Genomic DNA, 20,122 nt, shown 5'->3' with positions numbered 1-20,122 from the left:
TTCGTCAAGATTGCGAGTTGCCGTTTCACGTGAAACGTCCACTTAAGACACGCGCGAACCACTAACTGACCAGGGCCGGCAGTGCCGCTGGGCCCAAAGGACCATCCAAATACAGTCACCAATGCAACTGAATTGCCAAAATGGGGACTCTCAACAAGGCAAACGCACGAACTGCGCAATCACCAGTGGAAGGCTGCAAACGGGAGGCCGGAACGCGCACAAAGAATGGTCCTGCCCGGGGGGGAGGCAGTTGGTACCCGGCCCCCCGCCCGTCTGCAGCCCACGCCCACCATCCTGAACCCCCACCCAAACGCGCCCTGGACGCCGATTGCTGAGTCGTTCCACCAATTTGGGATGCCCTCCCGCCAGCGGAACCTGAAACCCAGGCAGTTTCTGATCGGCGTCTGTGCGACCCTAACCCATGGGGAAAGGGAGGTTGCATTCCGATCGGGACGGGAAAGACATTCTCCGATCGATCCTCGGGCGGCGAAAAGGTCACACAGGCGCCCCGCACGAACCCGAACTGCGGACCCGAACTGCGGACCGGGTCTGTGGCAACTGTGGCAAGGTGACGCGAGGAGGCGAGGGACGGCAGGTGTCGCTAGTCCGCGGCGGTCGTTTGCTACTCAGGCACACCCGCTCTCGCGCTACCCACACCAGCATTGCCCATAGCGGGCCCTTTGACTGGCAGCGGCACGGGACGGAGTGCAACTCGCCCTGACAACAGGCACTAAGGATGGTTGGCCCTTTCCACTCAGCCCTTCTACTCACCATTCAGTTTGTGGCCAACTATCAGCAGCAGGCGGGAGAATCGCGTCCCACATACCCAACTGCGCGAATTGCCGACTAGCCAGGCGAACAGTGAACGCGCATCCTTGCGAAGTCGTGCAGAGCCGTTGGTCCACGCTGCCCGAGACCGCGAAGCTGCCGCAGACAGCAGGAGACCAGGTTTCACGTGAAACAGACCGCCAGTCGCCATATGGCGCGCTCTCCTTGACCGCTCCTGAAATTGTGGAAGGCGTTCCTCTCAAGCTCCTCCGCTCGGACCTCCCGCTGGCTCAGCTCCACGCGATTAGCGGACAGAGAAGAACGAGTGCGGACTGGATGCCAGAAGCTGACCCAGAGGCCACAGTGAAGCCGCACCGCAGCTGCCGGCAACGCACTGACCAGAACACCGCCCTTCGTCGCAAGGTCGGTGCAGGAGGTCCCGATGCCCCCCCCGGGGCCAGCTCTCTCACCTGGAGCAGCCCGGCATGATCTTTGCTGCCAGCCGACTTGCCCGCCCCTTGGGTGCCCGAGCTGCAAGTCGCAACAACTCACCGTGAACATTTGGAACAGGATCACGACAATAGGATCAGAAATGCAACTGGCGATGGATCAAGCTCCCGCCGCTTGGCATACCTCAATCACTCGCGCGCATGATCAGCCTCTTCTCCAGAGCTGCGATCCAGCCAGCCGTGGCGGTGTCCGCTCGCCCACAAACCTCTCGCTAACCAGGCTACCCAGTCCCCAAGTATCGGCCGTCCGCTAGCAGCTTGCCACAAGCCACTAGCCGCCAGACGCCAGCCGCCAACCCAGGTTTCACGTGAAACAGTCGACAGGGGACTCGAACGTTTCACGTGAAACGTTCGAGAGAGCATTCCGAGCCGCCAAGAGCAGCGACGACCGCGGTGGTGCGCATTCCTTGCGCCGGGCTATTCGGAGCCCAGTGGTCGCCGGGGCGCCGCCTCCGTGGGCGCCGCGCTGTCAACCTTGCCCCGATGCCCCAGATACTCGACCTGCACAGATCCGGCCACCGCCCCTTCGACAACCTGCCGTCTTCGCCTTGCATTGGAGGCTTGGGACCCAGTGATAGCTTATGGACTGGTTAGGGGACTGGACGTCAGCCCAGACCACCCCGGGGCCCTGCGACAGCCAAGGCACATCTCTCGAACCCACAGTGGGCAGACCACTTCTGATGCTGCGAACACCACAGGCGCCTCTCGATAGCGTGCGAGCCCCGGTCTGCTGGCAAGGGCCTGACGTACGTGCGCCATAGGGTCGTCAGCGGTTGGCCGATATGTTGCTGAGTGTCTCGTTGCGACAGCAGGACTCCCCGCGTACTGCTCAGGGAGCGGCTTCCGCAAGTGAAGCTCCACGTCAGCCCCAGGACCCCTGTACGGGGACGAAGCCCGAGAGTGTGACCCCCAGCCGCCGAAGGGATTGCACCAGATCTGACAGTGGACGATCCGGGCCGCAATGCGCATCGGGTTTGGAATCCGAACCACGATGGCATCAGATCCAACCAGGGTCGGCGAGCTGAGACGGCGCATACGGAAGAGCGGGACCCATCTGGCTGCCCGACTCTGTGGGCATTTGCGGATCGCCATCCGTGAGATTATTCACACTGTTATCCACAGGTGAATCCACAGGCCTCTTCACAGCAGCAGTGCCCGTAGGCGAATGCTGATGCTCCTATCAGGAGACAGGGGAAAGGTCCAACCAGCCAGCGCAGAAGATGGGACCGAGCATCGGCCATGTTCATGGCTCTGGGAGCCACTTCAGCTAACCGCGCAGACTGTCCAGGATTAAACCAAATTCGCTTAACTGCGGCCTTCCTGCGGCCAATTCCCAGTCGGCCGTTGTAACCCAGCATTCGCGTCCTGACGTTTCACGTGAAACATCGGCCCTGTAGCCCTGCTGCCGAGGGGCTCGGAGCACTTCCGGCTAGTCCTCAGAAGTCCTGCCGTCCGCAGGGGGCTAGCTTCGGCCGGCTATTATCCCCACAGTTATCCACACGGTTATCCACACGACTATCCACACCGTTTTCCACTGCTATATCCACAGTCTTTTCCACACGGGACGAATGACCTGTGGGCAGTTCCTGGTGCAGCAGGCAAGGGGCGTGAGGCGGCCGGCACGCGCCCTCCATCAGATTCGAGTAGCCCTTCCGGAGCCTGGCTAGTACGTCGCTGGGAGCACCGTCGCCAGCCAGCCTGTGGTGCTCAGGCGCTGCCGCTCTAACTCGTGCTGTCACAGCGACTCTAGCGTGGCCGTGGTGGTGGGCTAGCCTCAGAGGCTTGTAGCGCCCGGATCATTTCACTTACCTGAGCCGAGTCGCTGCGACAGATCACCACTGGCGGGCTTGGCGGCGCGGCTTCGACCCTTGACTGTCCATGCGCGCTGAAGTGTCAACCGGCTCTGTGCTGGATCAAAAAAGTCAGGGAGGTGATTCCAGCCCATGAACACGAAGGCAAGCAGAGCGACGACGGCTTAAACACGGGACGCAGTCGACGACTTCACCGCGGCCGGCAGCCTTCCCATCGACGAGCCCTACGCCCACTGAAAGGCTGAAAGGCAGTAGGGCAGGACGCTGCGGTCCGCCATGCCACAGCCACTCTGAAGGCGCTCAAGCTCCACGCACACTGTCAGTGACAATCAACCCTTGCGTTGCCTAAGCAGAGATCCATCAACTCAGGAATGCTGTTGCCTCAAGGGGGAGCCCGCGCCTGCATCTGGCTGGCTGGAACAACGATGCAGCACGACCACATGCGGGCTGGCCGGCGCAGTCTGATTGTTTCACGTGAAACGGCAGCGGATGGTTTCACGTGAAACGCACGGAGGTCCAGTCGCAGCCCGTCAGCTCACCCTACGGTTGGTCTCTCGGAATCGACACCTGCGACTACCGGCTGCAGGCGGCCTGCTCCAGAGGAGCCGCTACAGCCTCTGTACCAGTCCTGTCACAGACGTCCTCCGAGCCACCCACCATCGTCAGCGCCTTGGCCGCGCAGCACCACTAACCTGTTGCCAGCTTCTTAGAGGATGCGGACACGCCTCCAGTGATGGCAACAGGGGATTGGGGTACCGCTGGCGTTGGTTTGAGGAGTGTCTGGTTTGGGTCCAGGCGCTGTTCAAGGCTGGGCACACTACGGGGCAGGACGGTGACCAGGGGAGTGGGCGCAACTGATGAAGCGTCGGTGCCTCCGCCCGGGCATGAGGAACACATTAATCATCCCCGCCGGCTCCCACGCGCACACACAGCCGCCCCGAAAGTCGCGCACCAGCTCAAGGTCAGCACAGGCAAGAGGATCCACTCCCGGACGTCAAAGGTAGCCGCCAACGGTCTCGTAGGTGTCGCGCTAGAGGCGTCGCGCCGTAGCTTCTCCGCAGCGTGAGCATGGAGCAGGCCCGGCCAGTCGCATTGGGGGTCGTCCTAACCAGTGGCTGCGATCGTCAAGTGCAGCCAATACGTACCCGTTCGCCGATTTGAAGCCGCGGACCCAGCACCAGGTGCCCACACTAGAATCGCACCGCCTTCAGCCCTGTCTTCGCCTGCAACTGAAGGGCAAGCCCGGTATCGCATTCCCAAAACGGCCGCACAGGCGGGATCAACTCGACGGCGGCCGGTCTTTCCAAGGCGCCCGGCGACCGTTTCACGTGAATCATACGTACGGGAGGAGAAGGTAGGGCAAGGAAGACGTACGCTGGCGCTCGTTACGCCTTTTCGAGAGCCCTCGCTTCGGCGTGCGGCTCCGGGGCCTGCTTGGCGAGAAGGCGATTCGCATGTCGTGATGACCCCATCACGGCACCGACCCCTCCACAGAAGAGGTCCTAGAAACATGAGCTGCGTTTCACGTGAAACCATGGAGCAATAGGACTCGAAGGTCTTCTAGCCATTCCCTCCCGCTGGCAGTGGATCCACGCCGTCCCTTGCGAGAAGTCCCGAACCGGCGGTCTCCGCCAAACGGAGCCTGGCTCATGACCGAACGGAAAACAGGAGACCGCTGATCAGCCAGTTTCCTACTTGAAGGCGCACCTGAGCGGCGTCAAGGCAATGCCCAGAACCGGCCCATGATCACTTGCAGGCGTCCTTGAGACTGCCAGAGGCCGAGAGGCCAATGAGAGTTGCCCCCGGCGCCAGGGTTTGCGCCACCACCGTCTCATTCAGCGTCTGAAGGGTGGTGTGAGTATCGCGCAGTACCCGGTCCAAAGAGAAGTCCTCACGTCGTCGTAGAGCTCCGAGCAGCACCCAGCGCCGTAGAACGAGGCTGCACAAAAGCGGCGGAAGTCCGCGAGTGTGGCGTCGAATCTTCAATATCTTGAGACTTCGCACTGCGCCGGAGCGCGCTATTGGGTATCGCCCCCTCTCGAGTATCGCGCGCTTTTCGAGTGCTGAGCTGAGAGTCGGGGATCGCACATCGTCAGATTCCCGGGGCGCCAACTCCCGCGCCCTACCTGTCACAGCGTCCACGGCAACGCGCTCCGCGGATCGGACGCTTACGTCTGGCACAGTTTGATGCTTCCGTCAGAGCATCCACAGCACAGCCGACGCTTCGTCTGCTTTCACGTGAAGCACGGATGGCGCTGACTGTCCGCCGAGCGTAACCGGCGCGTGAGCACAGAACTCAAGGCATTGGGGCTTGCCATCAACTCCGTGGGGCTTATCAATCATCAGAATGACCCTCAGTGGTCACCACCATGGAGTCGTGGACCTCGCGGTGTGCGGACCTGTGGCCGCGCGGCAGCAGACTAAACACGGCGCGGGAAGACCTAACGCGCTTCGTGTTGGTTTAAAGCGCTTCGTGCGCGCCCCACCAAAAGCTGAACCACACAAAAAGGGGCCCGTTTCACGTGAACGGACCCCAGACGAAACCCAGAACCTAGCTCTCGGAGCCCGGCGCCAGGACATCCATGATGCGGTTCAGGTCCTCGACGCTCGCGAATTCGATGCTGACGCGGCCCTTCCGCGCACCCAGCGAAATCTTGACGTTCGTGTCCAAACGATCCGACAACGAGGACGCAAGATAGTCCAGACGCTCATGCCGTGCCCCGGGACGCGGAATGTTGTTCTTCGGCTGAGTCGACGGCTCACGGTGCAGGGTTACTGCTTCCTCTGTGGCCCGCACAGACATACCCTCGGCGACAATCCGCTGGGCAAGACGTTCCATCGCGGCGGCATCCGGCAGTGACAGGAGCGCGCGGGCGTGGCCGGCGGACAGTACGTTGGCGGCAACCCGCCGCTGCACCAGCGGCGGCAGCTTAAGAAGACGCAGCGTATTGGAGACCTGCGGGCGGGACCTGCCGATGCGGTCGGCCAGCTGCTCATGCGTGGTGCCAAAGTCTTCCAGCAGCTGCTGGTAGGCAGCTGCCTCTTCCAAGGGATTCAGCTGGCTACGGTGCAGGTTCTCCAACAGCGCGTCCCGGAGGAGGTCGTCGTCGGTGGTGTCACGGACAATCGCGGGGATGGTGGCAAGCCCAGCGGCCTGGACTGCGCGCCAGCGGCGCTCACCCATCACCAGCTCATACGGTTCTCCACCCTTTTCGGTTGAAGTACGCACCACAATTGGCTGGAGGACGCCGATTTCACGCACAGAGTGCACGAGCTCCGCCATGTCGTCCTCATCGAAGACAGTACGAGGCTGCTTTCGGTTCGGATGGATGTCCGCCACAGGGATTTCGGCGAAACGCACGCCGGGCACCTCGACGAGTTCCACATCCTCAGCTGTCCTTGAACGGCCGCCGTCACTGGAGTCCGATTGTTCGGCCGGCGAACCCGTTTCACTCTCGGCAGCCCGGGCAGCATCGGCAGTTGCTGCAGCTGGCTGCGATTTCGTCCCGCCGGCCGCATCTGCTTCCTGGCTAGCTGTCTTGCTGGCCTTCGCCTCTGCTTTAGCGCCAGCCGATCGAGGCGCGGCAGTCCTGGCAGCAGGCCTCTCAGCAGCAGCCTTCTCAGCCTCAGCGACTTCAGGATCAGTACCCTCAGGGCTGGAAGCGTCGGGGCGTGCAGTCTTGCGGGCTTCCGGAAAGAAGAGATCCACTGGGCGTGACGGCGCTGCTCCGTTGCCGGAAGCGCTTGCGGCGGCGGAACTTGGAATGAGTGCGCCAAGACCGCGACCGAGCCCGCGTCGCTTATCGCTCATGGATAAATCCCTCCATTGGAAGAGCCCGGCTATGCCGGGCTCCGGCTGTTGCAGTGTTTGGAAAATTCTAACGCTCAGCGATTTCCGCTGCGGCTTCCAAATAGGAAAGTGCACCGCTGGAGGACGGATCGTAAGTCATGACTGTTTGCTGGTAACTCGGTGCTTCTGAAATCCGCACGGAGCGGGGGACCACGGCCCCCAGCACCTGGTCGGGGAAATGCTGGCGCACCTCGGCGGCCACCTGGGCGGCCAGGTTGGTACGGCCGTCGTACATGGTGAGCAGAATTGTCGACACGACCAGATCCGCATTCAGGTGCTTCTGGATCATCTCGATGTTCTTGAGGAGCTGGCTCAGCCCCTCCAAGGCGTAGTACTCACACTGGATCGGGATCAGGACTTCGCCGGCGGCGCAGAAGGCATTGACCGTCAGCAGGCCGAGGCTCGGCGGGCAGTCGATGAAGATGTAGTCCAGGCGCTGTTCGCCCTTTTTCTCGCGTGCCTTCGCGTAGACGTCGATCGCGCGTCGGAGTCTCTGCTCCCTGGCCACCAAGGACACCAGTTCAATTTCGGCGCCGGCAAGGTGGATGGTAGCGGGGGCACAAATGAGGTTGCTGATATCAGGGCACGGGGCCACAACATCTTCCAGCGCAACGTCATTGATCAGGACGTCGTAGATGCTGTCCACGTCCGCGTGGTGTTCAATGCCCAGCGCTGTGGAGGCGTTGCCCTGCGGGTCGATATCGATGACCATGACGTTCAGTCCGGCTGCAGCCAGCGCGGCTGCGATGTTGACCGTGGTGGTGGTCTTGCCGACTCCGCCCTTTTGGTTCGAGACCGTAAAGATGCGGGTCTTCTCGGGTTTGGGGAGGTTGCGGCCCAGCAGCCTTTCGCGGCGCCTGTTCTCGTGCGCAAGCTCACGGGCGATCGGGCTCGAATCGTCCAGCGTGTCCAACACGTTCGTCCGGCCGGCCGTTTCACGTGAAACTTTGGCCACATCGGTCTTGCCTGCAACCGGATTCAGGTGATTGGAGGCTGCAGCGACGGTGGGTGCAGCTGCGGCGCGTGCCGACCCCAGAGACACGAACGGGGGTATCCGCTGTGTGAAGGTTTCGCTACTGGTCACTGGGACACACTCACTCTCGTTCGGCTTTTGCTGCCGCTCTCTAGCCTAACCGCTCCGCCGTCAAGACCTGCGGCACCGGGCCTTGGGCTAGGCGATCTTTTGGGACTTCTTCACGACGATGCGCACCACTGTAGTCGGTTCCTCAAGCAGGTCCTGGCCCACTGTTACAACCGAAGTCTGTATGCCGCCGAGCTTACGGATCACCTTGGTGGCCTTCTCGATTTCATCTGCGGCACTTCGCCCCTTGATGGCGACGACCTCACCCTCCCCGTCAAGGAGGGGTATGGTCAGTCCGGCCAGGTTGCTGAGTGCCGAGACTGCCCGGGCCGTGACAACATCCGCCTTCACCAAGCCCACAGCCTGCTCGGCCCGTGTGCGCATGATGGTGACATTGTCCAACCCGAGGTCATCGACCACCTCCTGGAGCCAGATCACGCGTCGTTCGAGCGGCTCAATAAGCGTGAGTTCCAGGTCCGGACGGGCAATGGCAAGGCAGAGGCCCGGCAGTCCGGCGCCGCTTCCGACGTCGGCCACATGGCTTCCTTGAGCAATCTCGCTCTCGATGACGGCGCAGTTCAGCACGTGCCGCCCCCACAGTCGCGGTATTTCCCGCGGACCGATGAGTCCGCGCTCGGTTCCCGATGTGGCCAGGTGCTCAACGTACCGTTCCGCCAGAGCCAAACGGTCGCCGAAAATCTTCTCCGCCGCCTCGCGCTCAGCAGCCGTAATTTCTACCATCAGTTAGTCAGTCGACAGAGACGACGATGTGGCGGCCGGCGCCTTCGCCCTCGGACTCGCTCACGAAACCCAGATCGGCAACAGCGTCGTGGACGATCTTGCGCTCATATGCACTCATGGGTTCAAGGGCCACGGGCTCACCGGTTTCCTTGGCGGTCGCGACAGCGTCCTCTGCAATCTTCTGCAGGTGGCCGGCACGTTCCTTGCGGTACCCGTTGATGTCAAGGACGAGGCGGGAGCGGTTTTCGGTGGCGGAGAGCACCGAGAGCCGGGTCAGTTCCTGCAGGGCCTCGAGGACTTCGCCGTCGCGGCCCACCAGGTTCTCCAGCCCAGCGGATTCTTCCTCGGTGACGATGGAGATGTAGGTGCGTCCGTTGCGGACCTCGATGTCGATGTCGCCGTCGATGTCGGCGATGTCCAGCAGTTCCTCGAGGTAGTCGGCCGCGACGTCGCCTTCTTCTTCCAGGCGGCTTACGGCCGTTCCCTTGTCGGTGGTCACAGCCTCGGCGGTGTTGTCCTGGTCTTCGCTGGTTTCAGCGGAAAGGGCTTGTTCTGAGCTTTCAACAGACATTACTTCTTCTTCCTGTTCTTGCGTTGTGGCTGGATGCGCTGGGCCTTGGCCTGCGCTACCGCAGCGGCTGCAGCGGCCTCTGCCTCGACGTCGGCCTTCTTGCCTCCCAGGATGGGGAGGGCCGGGAGGCCCTTGGCGGCGCGGCGCTCGGCGAGGGCCTTGGCGGCGGGGGATCCCGGCGTCGGCATACGGCGGATGACGAAGAACTGCTGGCCCATGGTCCACAGGTTGGTGGTGGTCCAGTAGATCAGGACACCGATGGGGAAGTTGATGCCGCCCACGCCGAAGACGATGGGCAGGATGTAGAGCATCATTTTCTGCTGGCGCATGAACGGAGACGCCATGGCTTCCTCGGACATGTTCTTGGCCATGATCTGCTTCTGCGTGATGAACTGCGACGCGGTCATCGCCAGGATCATGATGATCGAGAGGATCCACACGGCAGTGAGGTTGCCTTCGCCGCCGTGCAGCAGCGATGCGGACAGCGTGGCACCGAAGATGGTGGATTCGTCGAACTGCACCACTTGGTCGTGGCTCATCGCACCGATGCCGTTGCCTTGGTCGCGCGCCGTGCTGATGCCGGAGAGCACCGTGAACAGCGCGAAGAAGAACGGCATCTGGATGAGCATGGGCAGGCAGGCCGAGAACGGGTTGGTGCCGTGCTTCTTGTACATGGCCATCTGCTCCTGCGCCATGGCCTGGCGGGACAGCTGGTCAGTCTTGCCCTTGTACTTGTCCTGCAGCTTCTTCAAATCCGGCTGCAGCAACTGCATGCCGCGCTGTGCCTTGATCTGCTTGACGAAGACGGGAATCAGGGCGGCACGAATCACCAACACGAGCCCGATGATGGACAGCGTCCACGTCCAGCCGCTGGCCTCAGGAAGTCCGATGCCGCTCAGGCCCTCATGGAAACCCACCATGATGATGGACACAAGCCATTTGAACGGAAACATGATTGTTTCAAAGAAGTCCATACGATATCCCTATTCGTTAGGCCGCAGCGCGGCCTTCTCCATCAGTCCGAGCAGCCAGGTACTTGTCCGGGTTGTTCAGCACAACAATTGTGGGGGTCTGGTTGTCAGGCCATTCCCGGTGACCGGCGGGGACGTGGTCCACGCCGCCGGAATTCCAGGGATGGCAGCGCGCCAAGCGCTTCGCCGCGAGCCAGCTTCCTTTGACGGCACCGTGGACCGTGATGGCCTCAAGCGCGTACGCCGAGCACGAAGGGAAGAAGCGGCAGACCTGTCCGTACAAGGGTGAAATCACCTTGCGGTAGGCCATGAGCAGAAGAATGAGGATATTGCGAGGCAGGTTCCAGACGAACCTGCCGGCGGCCGCAGCTGCGGACTTTGCGGAACGGACGACGGCGGCAGTCAGGTCAAGCACGCTGTGTCCCTTCCTGTGTTGTTCCGTTCGAACCGGTTCCATTCGGACCAGCTCCAGCCGACCGTTGGCGACCCTGCAGCCGCTTCATGGTGGCTTCCAAGGCAGCGTTGTAATCCGCCATCAGTTCCTGCCAGCTGGCAGTCGCAGACGCGGGCAACGCACGCACCACAATAGCGAACCCGGTCCCGTACTCGCGCAGCGAGACAGCACCGGCTTCCCTAAGTCTCCTCTTAACGAGGTTCCTGGCAACAGCGTTCCCGACACCCTTGGAAACGATGAACCCGATCCTGCTGGGTTCATCGGCCCCGATGGTTGCCGTATATAACACTACGTTCCGGCGTCCATTGCGGACACCGGAACGTACAGTTGTTGAAAAATCGGTTGAGGTCCTAAGACGGTTCCTGGTGGCCAGCACCGTTAAACTCGCAAAGGAAGGATCACCGACGAGTCAGTATTTAGGCCGACAGTTCGACGCGGCCCTTGCCGCGACGGGCAGCCAGAATGGCGCGGCCGGCGCGGGTACGCATACGAAGGCGGAAGCCGTGCTTCTTGGCTCGACGGCGGTTATTCGGCTGAAAAGTCCGCTTGCTCACGTTAGTTACTCCAGTGGATCAAAGGTGCGCCCACCCGATCAAAGGGGAAGAACTGGCCGACGCTAAGTTTTTGTATGTGTCTGCATTCCCCCGGTTTTCCGCAACGCTGGGCGTCTGGAAGATCCAAAATGGGGTCAGAAAGCAGGCACAAAGGACTCCACAACGTTAGTTCAAAGCGCGTTGCCGAGTCAAACCGGCAGCGCCGGCCCCAGCTATCCCCAGCTGTGGTTAAGTACCGGCTCCAGCCTGTGGATGAAGTGGCTCACAAGGGCCGATTTCGAACCACAACGGTGTAATTATCCACAAGCTGCTTCCCAGCTATCTTCTGGCCTTTTCATCCCCTAGAGTGTCCCAGTAGCCGATTATCCACGGACTGTGCATAACCCTGTGGATTAAGCCGGGCCAGCACCCTGGTTTCGGGCTTGTGGCTGCATGTAATGCAGGTAAGCAAGCTTTGAGGAACCCGATTGATGACAGTAGACGAAGCCAACCACGCCAATACTGTCGGAAGTTCCTGGCGCCGCGTGGTGAACCTTCTCGAACAGGACGACCGGGTGTCCCCGCGGCAGCGCGGTTTCGTTATTCTTGCCCAGGCACAGGGCCTCATCGGATCGACGCTCCTGGTGGCAGTGCCCAACGAACTGACGCGCGAAGTGCTCCAGACCCAGGTGAAGGATGCACTCGACGACGCCCTGCACAACGTCTTTTCCGACGACATCCGGTGCGCGATCGACGTGGATACCGATCTGGTGCCCCTCCACGAAGAGCCCGAACCCGCCGTCGAGCTTTCCCTCGCAACTGACCAGTCTGTTGAACTGAAGCCGCAGCCGATGCTGCCAAGCACGTCTCACGAGTTCGGACGGCTGAACCCCAAGTACGTTTTTGACACGTTCGTCATCGGTTCCTCCAACAGGTTCGCCCACGCCGCGGCCGTGGCCGTGGCCGAAGCACCGGCCAAGGCCTACAACCCGCTGTTCATCTACGGAGACTCCGGCCTCGGCAAGACCCACCTGCTGCATGCGATCGGCCACTACGCCCGGCGGCTCTACAGCGGCATTCGGGTCCGCTACGTGAACTCCGAGGAGTTCACAAACGACTTCATCAACTCGATCCGTGACGACGAAGGCGCCAGCTTCAAGACCACGTACCGGAATGTTGATGTGCTGCTGATCGACGACATCCAGTTCCTGGCCGGAAAGGACCGGACCCTCGAGGAGTTCTTCCACACGTTCAACTCCCTGCATAACAACAACAAGCAGGTGGTGATCACCTCCGACCAGCCGCCCAAGCTGCTGGCAGGCTTCGAAGACCGCATGAAGTCACGCTTCGAATGGGGCCTGCTGACGGACATTCAGCCTCCGGAACTCGAAACCCGCATCGCGATCCTCCGCAAGAAGGCGCTGAGCGAAGGCCTCTCCGCTCCGGACGACGCACTGGAATACATCGCCTCCAAGATCGCCAGCAACATCCGTGAACTCGAGGGCGCCCTGATCCGGGTCACAGCGTTCGCCAGCCTCAACCGCCAGCCCGTCGATGTGGCCCTGGCCGAGATGGTGCTCAAGGATCTCATCACCGATGACAACGCGCAGGAGATCACGTCCAGCCAGATCCTCACGCAGACCGCGGATTACTTCAAGCTCAGCATGGAAGAGCTCTGCAGCAAGTCCCGCACGCGCACTTTGGTCACTGCGCGGCAGATCGCCATGTACCTCTGCCGGGAGCTGACAGACATGTCGCTGCCCAAGATCGGCCAGGAGCTCGGCGGCCGCGACCACACCACCGTCATCCACGCGGACCGCAAGATCCGCGAGCTGATGGCCGAGCGCCGTGTGATCTACAACCAGGTCACCGAGCTCACCAACCGGATCAAGCAGCAGCAGCGCGACTCCTGAGCCGAGGTTCTTAACCTTATTAACAGGCGCGTGTGGATAACCCTGTGGACAGTTAAGGGGACAACCGCGGTTAATGGGCTTAAAACCCTTAAGGTGTCTGTGGATTGCCGAAACGGCCGAAAATGTTATCCCCATCCACAGCCTGTTTAAAACCTGCTCCGCCCACAGCTCATGAACAGGGCTTAACCCCGGATTCCTGCCGCCAGCGGGAGTTATCCACAGTTTCCACAGCAGTTATTAACACTACTAATCCCAAAAAATCGAAATCCCTCAAACAACAATCTCGTTTCCCTGCCCACGCCGGCCCCTGCCTGCAGACCAGGAACGGCCCAGCCCGTCGGCGGGGATGGGGAATTCCCCGATCTTCGGGCTAAGCTGTCAGCAGCGCTCCCATCCTTGGGTCTTCCTGTGGTTCAGCAAGCGCGGACCATGCAGGTTCCGGTGGTTTGGGGGCACAGGTTTTGTGAACTCCCTGCGGGAGTTCCCGTTCAGCAAATGGCAGCAGCAATGAAAGGCGGCACCCTTCCGTGAAGTTCAGAGTCGAACGGGACGTCCTGGCAGAAGCCGTCACATGGACAGCCCGATCGTTGTCTCCGCGGCCGCCCGTCCCCGTCCTCTCCGGCCTGCTGCTCAAGGCTGAAGCCGGAACCGTGAGCCTCTCCAGCTTTGACTACGAAACGTCGGCGCGGCTGGAGATCCCGGCTGACATCGCGGACGAAGGCACCATTCTTGTCTCGGGCCGGCTGCTCGCCGACATCTGCCGCAGCCTTCCCTCCGCCCCTGTGGACATCGAGACAGAAGGCAGCAAGGTCACTCTCACCTGCCGCCGAAGCAGTTTCCACCTCGCCACCATGCCCGAGGCCGAGTATCCTCCGCTGCCGGCACTGCCCACCATCAGCGGCACAGTGGCCGGCGATTCCTTTGCACAGGCGGTATCCCAGGTCATCATTGCCGCCAGCAAGGACGACACGCTCCCCATCCTCACGGGTGTCAGGATGGAAATCGAAGACGACCTCATCACGCTTCTGGCAACGGACCGTTACCGCCTTGCCATGCGCGAAGTGCCGTGGAAGCCAGTCACCCCGGGCATTTCCACCAGCGCCCTGGTCAAGGCGAAAACCCTCAACGAGGTGGCCAAGACTCTGGGAGGCAGCGGCGACATCAGCCTCGCCATCGCTGACGACGACTCGCGGCTCATCGGCTTTGAAAGCGGCGGGCGCACCACGACGTCCCTCCTTGTGGACGGCGATTACCCCAAGATTCGCTCCCTGTTCCCGGACTCAACTCCGATCCACGCAACGGTGCAGACCCAGGAACTCGTCGAAGCGGTCCGCCGCGTCTCCCTCGTTGCCGAACGGAACACCCCTGTGCGTCTGGCCTTCACTCAGGGCCAGCTCCACCTTGACGCCGGTACAGGCGAGGACGCGCAGGCTTCCGAAGAGCTCGAAGCCCAGCTCTCTGGCGATGACATCACCGTGGCCTTCAACCCTCACTACCTCGTTGAAGGTCTGAGCGTCATCGAAACAAAGTACGTCCGCTTTTCCTTCACCACCGCGCCGAAACCGGCCATGATCACCGCACAGGCCGACGCCGACGGCGAGGACCAGGACGACTACCGCTACCTCGTGATGCCGGTCCGGCTGCCCAGCTAGACCCACCTCCCGACCCACCACCTCCCGCGCAGAAAAGAGTTGACCCGTGCACATCGGACTGATCGGCCTTGGAAAAATGGGTTTCAACATGCGCGAACGGTTGCGCAAGGGAGGCATCGAAGTCACGGGCCTGGACCGCAATCCGGACGTGACGGACGTGTCCTCGGTGGATGAGCTCATTGCCGCCGTGCCTGCGCCCCGGCTCGTCTGGGTCATGGTCCCCGCCGGTGAAATCACCGACGCGGTCATCACTGAACTTGGCACCAAGCTCGAACCCGGTGACCTGGTCATCGACGGTGGCAACTCCCGCTTCACAGAGGACCAGAAGCACGGCGCCGCTTTGGCCGAAAAAGGAATCCGGTTTGTGGACTGCGGCGTATCCGGCGGGGTCTGGGGTCTCCAGAACGGCTATGGCCTCATGGCCGGCGGGAGCGCCGAGGACATCGAGCGCGCCCTGCCGGTGTTCGACGCCCTTCGACCCGAAGGGGACCGGGCGGACAGTTTCGTCCATGTGGGCGGCGTCGGTGCGGGCCATTACGCCAAAATGGTCCATAACGGCATCGAATACGGCCTCATGCAGGCCTACGCGGAAGGCTATGAGCTGCTCGCCGCCAAGGAGATCGTCACCGATCTTCCCGGCACCTTCCGTGCATGGCAGAAGGGAACTGTTGTCCGGTCCTGGCTGCTGGACCTGATGGTGAAGGCTCTGGACGAAGATCCTGGACTGGCATCAATCGATGACTACGTCGAGGACTCCGGTGAAGGACGCTGGACGGTAGAGGAAGCTATCGCCAACGCGGTTCCGGCCCCGGCCATCACCGCGGCGCTCTTCGCACGTTTCTCCTCCCGCGAGGACAACTCGCCCGCCATGAAAATGGTCTCCGCACTGCGCCACCAGTTCGGCGGACACTCCACCCGTCCGGCCAAGTAGCATCCGCCCCGGGACCTGCGCGTCCCGGACGAGAGTCCCGAGAATCCTGAAGAACGCGTGTACTTAGAGCACTTGTCCCTGACCGACTTCCGCAGCTATGCCCAGGTGGATCTCCGTCTGGAACCCGGCGTGACCGTCCTGGTCGGCTCCAACGGGATCGGCAAAACCAATCTCATGGAGGCCGTCGGGTACCTTGCCACCCTGAGTTCGCACCGCGTCAGCGCCGACGGTCCGCTCCTCCGCTTCGGCGCGGAACGCGCGCTGATCCGGGCCAAACTGGTACGCGGGGAACAGTCCACCGTGCTGGAACTGGAGATCAACAGCGGGCGGGCCAACCGTGGCCGGATTAACCGCAGCAACCCCGTCCGGGCCCGGGATCTGCTGGGCATCTGCCACACTGTCCTGTTCGCGCCCGAGGACCTTGCCCTCGTCAAGGGGGATCCATCGAACCGGCGGCGCTTCCTCGACGAGCTGCTCGTAAGCCTGATCCCGCGGCACGCCGCCACACGAAGCGACTATGACCGCGTCCTCAAACAGCGCAACGCCCTCCTCAAATCGGCGCGAGCCGGCAAATTCACGGCGGGGCATGAGGCCACCCTGGATGTCTGGGACCAGCACATGGCACGCGCCGGAGCCGAACTTTTGCACGCCCGCCTGGAGCTGGTGGAGCGGCTCCGCCCACACCTCAACAATGCCTACGCCCAGCTGACGGATGGTTCCAAGGCTGCAGATGCCGCGTACCGGTCGACGCTTCAGACCCTGATGGACGACGACGGCGCACCGGCCGGTGTGGGCGGGGAACCTTCTGCCGACGCCGACCAGGTGGAGGACCTGCGGCTGCTTTCCGTGGACGAGCTCACCGAACGCTATGTTCGGGCCTTCGCGGCGTCCCGGCGCAGGGAACTTGAACGCGGCATCTCGCTTGTCGGTCCCCATCGCGATGAACTGGAACTAGTCCTGGGCCAGGCACCCGCGAAGGGCTATGCCTCACACGGCGAAACCTGGTCGATGTGCCTTTCCCTGCGGCTGGCCTCCTACTACGTCATGCTCGATGACGCACGCACGGGCGGTTCGGCACCTATCCTGATCCTCGACGACGTTTTTGCCGAGCTTGATGTGCAGCGGCGGCGTAAACTGGCCGCAATAGTCTCCGGTGCCGAACAGGTCCTGGTGACTGCCGCCGTCGAGGCTGACATTCCTGAGGAACTGGCCGGGCGGCGGGTGATGGTCGTCCCGGGAGGAATCGATGATCCGGAATCTCGATGAATAGCACCGACGGTGGCCTCCAGCCGGGCCGCGACCCTGACGAAATCGATGCAGCCCAGGCTGCGCTGAACCGGATGCGCGATGCCGCGGCCGCCCGCGGAGAAGTGCGGCGTGCCGCCCCGCGTTCAGGTGGCACCCAGAAGCAACGGACGGCGGGGAGGAACACCCGCGGTTTCAGCCAGTTCCACGCCACCGGGCGTGATCCGCTTGGGCTGGGCAAGGTCGTGGGCAGGCTCGTCGCCGAACGCGGCTGGACCTCACCGGTGGCAGTTGGCTCCGTCATGGCCCAGTGGGCCACCCTGGTCGGTCCCGAAATCGCCGCCCACTGCACTCCTGAGAGCTTCACCGACACCACACTCCACGTGCGCTGTGACTCCACGGCCTGGGCCACGCAGCTTCGCCTGCTGAGCATCAGCCTGCTGGAAAAGTTCCGCGTCGAGCTCGGCGACGGCGTGGTCACGAGCATCCAGGTGCTGGGTCCGGCAGCCCCGAGCTGGCGCAAGGGCGGCCGCACTGTCAACGGACGCGGGCCCCGGGACACGTACGGATAGACGCTGGCCGCGGGGGGTTCGGACACCGTCCGCCGACGGAACTATTGAATTATGCCCAAACGGCGTGTAGGCCGTTCAAACCGCCATCAGCCGTATAGGAACCTGAAGACGGTACCTCGGGAGCCTTGCAGGCGCGGCCAATGGCCAGCGAGAGGCACATTGACCGCCGTCCACGGCCCTGGAATGCAGGGATCAGCCACTTTTCACGATAGAATCACTGTAGATAACTGGGCGCCGGTGAAACGTTGACTGAGTCCGTTTTCCGACGCTTTTCCAGCGCGCGGAAAACGGTTCCGCCAGTCGATCGAGTAGCCGGCGCTATCAGTGACGCGCCTGTTGGCGGAAGCCTTTCCCTTGGGAGACGGCCTCGGCCGGCCATTATCAATCAAAGAGGAGTCGAGAGCGCCTGTGGCTAACGACAATGCAGATATCCAGGCAGTGGAACCCGCAATGGAGGATGCCCCGACGCCTGACACACCGGCGCAGGCGGTGACCCCGCGCGAATACGGTGCCAGCGACATCACTGTTCTTGAGGGCCTTGAAGCTGTGCGGAAGCGGCCCGGCATGTACATCGGTTCCACGGGCCTGCGCGGACTCCACCACCTCGTGTACGAAGTGGTGGACAACTCCGTTGACGAAGCCCTGGCCGGATACTGCACGCACATTGAAATCGTCCTGCAGGCCGACGGCGGCGTAAAAGTCACAGACGACGGCCGAGGCATTCCGGTGGACATCCACCCCACCGAGGGCAAGCCCACCGTAGAGGTGGTCATGACCATCCTGCACGCCGGCGGCAAGTTCGGCGGCGGCGGATACGCGGTGTCCGGTGGCCTCCACGGCGTGGGTATCTCTGTGGTCAACGCGCTCTCCAGCCGGGTGGATACCGAGGTGCGCCGGCAGGGCCACGTCTGGCGCATGTCGTTCGCCGACGGCGGCAAGCCCCAGGGCAGCCTGGTCAAGGGCGAGGAAACAGACACCACGGGTACCACCCAGACGTTCTACCCGGATGCGGGCATCTTCGAGTCGGTCGAATTCGACTTCGAGACACTGCGTGCACGCTTCCAGCAGATGGCATTCCTTAACAAGGGCCTTCGCATCACGCTCACGGACGAGCGCGCCACCGCTGCTGCCGGTGATGACGACGACCTCGACCTTGACGCCGTCGCCACCGAAGGTGAAGTCAGTGCGGACCACCGCACCGTGGTCTACCAGTACAACGACGGCCTCCTGGACTACGTCAAGCACCTGAACTCGGGCAAGAAAGTGGATGTGGTCCACGAGGACGTCATCGCCTTCGAGACCGAGGATACGGAACGCAAAATCGCCGTGGAAATGGCCATGCAGTGGACCAGCGCTTACTCCGAGAGCGTCCACACCTATGCCAACACCATCAATACCCACGAGGGCGGCACCCACGAGGAGGGGTTCCGGGCGGCGATGACTTCCCTCATCAACCGGTACGCCCGGGAGAAGAGCATCATCAAGGAAAAGGAAGAGAACCTCACGGGTGATGACATCCGGGAAGGCCTCACTGCCGTCATTTCCGTGAAGCTTGCCGAACCGCAGTTTGAGGGCCAGACCAAGACCAAGTTGGGAAACTCCGAGGTCAAGGGGTTCGTGCAACGTGTGGTCACCGATCAGTTGGGCGACTGGCTGGAACGCAACCCCGGACCCGCCAGGGACGTCATCCGCAAGGCCATCTCGGCCGCGCAGGCGCGCATGGCCGCACGCAAAGCCCGGGACAATGCCCGCCGCAAGAGCCCGCTGGAGTCCTTTGGCATGCCCGGCAAGCTCTCCGACTGCTCCTCCAAGGATCCGTCGAAGTGCGAGGTCTACATCGTGGAGGGTGACTCCGCCGGCGGTTCGGCCAAGCGCGGCCGGAACCCGGAGACGCAGGCCATCCTGCCCCTGCGAGGCAAGATCCTGAACGTCGAACGTGCCCGGCTGGACAAGGCCCTGGGCAACAACGAGGTCCAGTCCATGATCACGGCGTTCGGCACCGGCATTGGCGAGGACTTCGACCTCAGCAAGCTGCGGTACCACAAGATCGTCCTGATGGCCGATGCCGACGTTGACGGCCAGCACATCACCACGCTCCTGATGACGCTCCTGTTCCGCTACATGCGCCCGCTGATCGAAAACGGCTATGTCTATCTGGCCCAGCCGCCCCTCTACCGGATCAAGTGGTCCAACGCGCCGCACGACTACGTCTACAGCGACCGCGAACGCGACGCCAGGCTGGTGTCAGGGCAGGCCGCGGGGCGCCGCATCCCCAAGGACAACGGCATCCAGCGCTACAAGGGCTTGGGCGAGATGGACTACACGGAGCTCTGGGACACCACCATGGACCCGGACAACCGGACGCTGCTGCAGGTCACCATGGAAGACGCCGCCGCTGCAGACCAGATCTTCACCGTGCTGATGGGCGAGGACGTCGAATCCCGCCGCAACTTCATCCAGCAGAACGCCAAGGACGTCCGGTTCCTTGATATCTAGCGGTAAATCCGCCTTGATATTCCT

The 20,122-nt window shown here is 62.3% G+C and carries 15 protein-coding genes; 7 read left to right on the top strand and 8 right to left on the bottom strand.

The features are described 5' to 3' along the window. Window positions 1–3,587: 3,587 nt before the first annotated feature. Window positions 3,588–3,779, top strand: a complete 192-nt coding sequence (locus AC3A3W_RS06320) for a hypothetical protein (protein ID WP_487441216.1) — start codon at window positions 3,588–3,590, stop codon at window positions 3,777–3,779. Between the two features lie 1,860 nt (window positions 3,780–5,639). Here AC3A3W_RS06320 and AC3A3W_RS06315 read toward each other — a convergent pair. The 8 genes from AC3A3W_RS06315 to rpmH all read right to left on the bottom strand — a co-directional run bounded on the left by AC3A3W_RS06315 (window position 5,640) and on the right by rpmH (window position 11,310). Continuing rightward, the gene (locus AC3A3W_RS06315; protein ID WP_487441215.1) at window positions 5,640–6,899 is read right to left on the bottom strand and encodes a ParB/RepB/Spo0J family partition protein; all 1,260 of its coding nucleotides are present in this window, start codon (window positions 6,897–6,899) and stop codon (window positions 5,640–5,642) included. Between the two features lie 67 nt (window positions 6,900–6,966). Beyond that, on the bottom strand, window positions 6,967–8,022 hold the full coding sequence (locus AC3A3W_RS06310) for a ParA family protein (RefSeq protein WP_487441213.1): 1,056 nt from the start codon (window positions 8,020–8,022) through the stop codon (window positions 6,967–6,969). Window positions 8,023–8,109: 87 nt separating this feature from the next. After that, a complete protein-coding gene (rsmG, locus tag AC3A3W_RS06305; RefSeq protein ID WP_487441211.1) occupies window positions 8,110–8,760 on the bottom strand; it encodes a 16S rRNA (guanine(527)-N(7))-methyltransferase RsmG in 651 nt (216 codons plus the stop codon). 7 nt (window positions 8,761–8,767) lie between these two features. Beyond that, entirely contained in the window at window positions 8,768–9,331 is a 564-nt protein-coding gene (locus AC3A3W_RS06300; protein WP_487441209.1) for a Jag family protein, read from the bottom strand. Next, a complete protein-coding gene (yidC, locus tag AC3A3W_RS06295; protein WP_205654746.1) occupies window positions 9,331–10,305 on the bottom strand; it encodes a membrane protein insertase YidC in 975 nt (324 codons plus the stop codon). Before yidC ends, AC3A3W_RS06300 begins: the two co-directional genes overlap by 1 nt. A 16-nt stretch (window positions 10,306–10,321) precedes the next feature. Continuing rightward, window positions 10,322–10,717 (bottom strand): membrane protein insertion efficiency factor YidD, encoded by a 396-nt coding sequence (gene yidD / locus AC3A3W_RS06290; RefSeq protein WP_487441207.1) that lies wholly within the window; start codon window positions 10,715–10,717, stop codon window positions 10,322–10,324. Beyond that, window positions 10,710–11,132 carry a ribonuclease P protein component gene (gene rnpA, locus AC3A3W_RS06285; protein WP_487441205.1) on the bottom strand — a complete coding sequence of 141 codons (423 nt, stop codon included), beginning with the start codon at window positions 11,130–11,132 and terminating at the stop codon, window positions 10,710–10,712. Before rnpA ends, yidD begins: the two co-directional genes overlap by 8 nt. A gap of 40 nt (window positions 11,133–11,172) precedes the next feature. After that, a complete protein-coding gene (rpmH, locus tag AC3A3W_RS06280; protein ID WP_011776797.1) occupies window positions 11,173–11,310 on the bottom strand; it encodes a 50S ribosomal protein L34 in 138 nt (45 codons plus the stop codon). Between the two features lie 470 nt (window positions 11,311–11,780). Here rpmH and dnaA point away from each other — a divergent pair, with 470 nt between their 5' ends. From dnaA to gyrB, 6 genes are all read left to right on the top strand, one after another. Beyond that, on the top strand, window positions 11,781–13,202 hold the full coding sequence (gene dnaA, locus AC3A3W_RS06275) for a chromosomal replication initiator protein DnaA (RefSeq protein WP_205654749.1): 1,422 nt from the start codon (window positions 11,781–11,783) through the stop codon (window positions 13,200–13,202). 527 nt (window positions 13,203–13,729) lie between these two features. Beyond that, a complete protein-coding gene (gene dnaN, locus AC3A3W_RS06270) occupies window positions 13,730–14,854 on the top strand; it encodes a DNA polymerase III subunit beta (protein WP_487441201.1) in 1,125 nt (374 codons plus the stop codon). Window positions 14,855–14,900: 46 nt separating this feature from the next. Continuing rightward, window positions 14,901–15,785 carry a phosphogluconate dehydrogenase (NAD(+)-dependent, decarboxylating) gene (gnd, locus tag AC3A3W_RS06265; RefSeq protein ID WP_487441199.1) on the top strand — a complete coding sequence of 295 codons (885 nt, stop codon included), beginning with the start codon at window positions 14,901–14,903 and terminating at the stop codon, window positions 15,783–15,785. 57 nt (window positions 15,786–15,842) lie between these two features. Next, the gene (recF, locus tag AC3A3W_RS06260) at window positions 15,843–17,051 is read left to right on the top strand and encodes a DNA replication/repair protein RecF (protein WP_487441197.1); all 1,209 of its coding nucleotides are present in this window, start codon (window positions 15,843–15,845) and stop codon (window positions 17,049–17,051) included. Next, entirely contained in the window at window positions 17,048–17,602 is a 555-nt protein-coding gene (locus AC3A3W_RS06255) for a DciA family protein (protein WP_487441195.1), read from the top strand. The genes recF and AC3A3W_RS06255 overlap by 4 nt, the downstream gene beginning before the upstream one ends. A gap of 408 nt (window positions 17,603–18,010) precedes the next feature. After that, a complete protein-coding gene (gyrB, locus tag AC3A3W_RS06250) occupies window positions 18,011–20,098 on the top strand; it encodes a DNA topoisomerase (ATP-hydrolyzing) subunit B (RefSeq protein ID WP_487441193.1) in 2,088 nt (695 codons plus the stop codon). Window positions 20,099–20,122 lie beyond the last annotated feature (24 nt).

This window comes from Arthrobacter sp. Soil_N43, from assembly GCF_057655195.1.
This window is presented reverse-complemented; position numbering and strand designations above follow the sequence as displayed.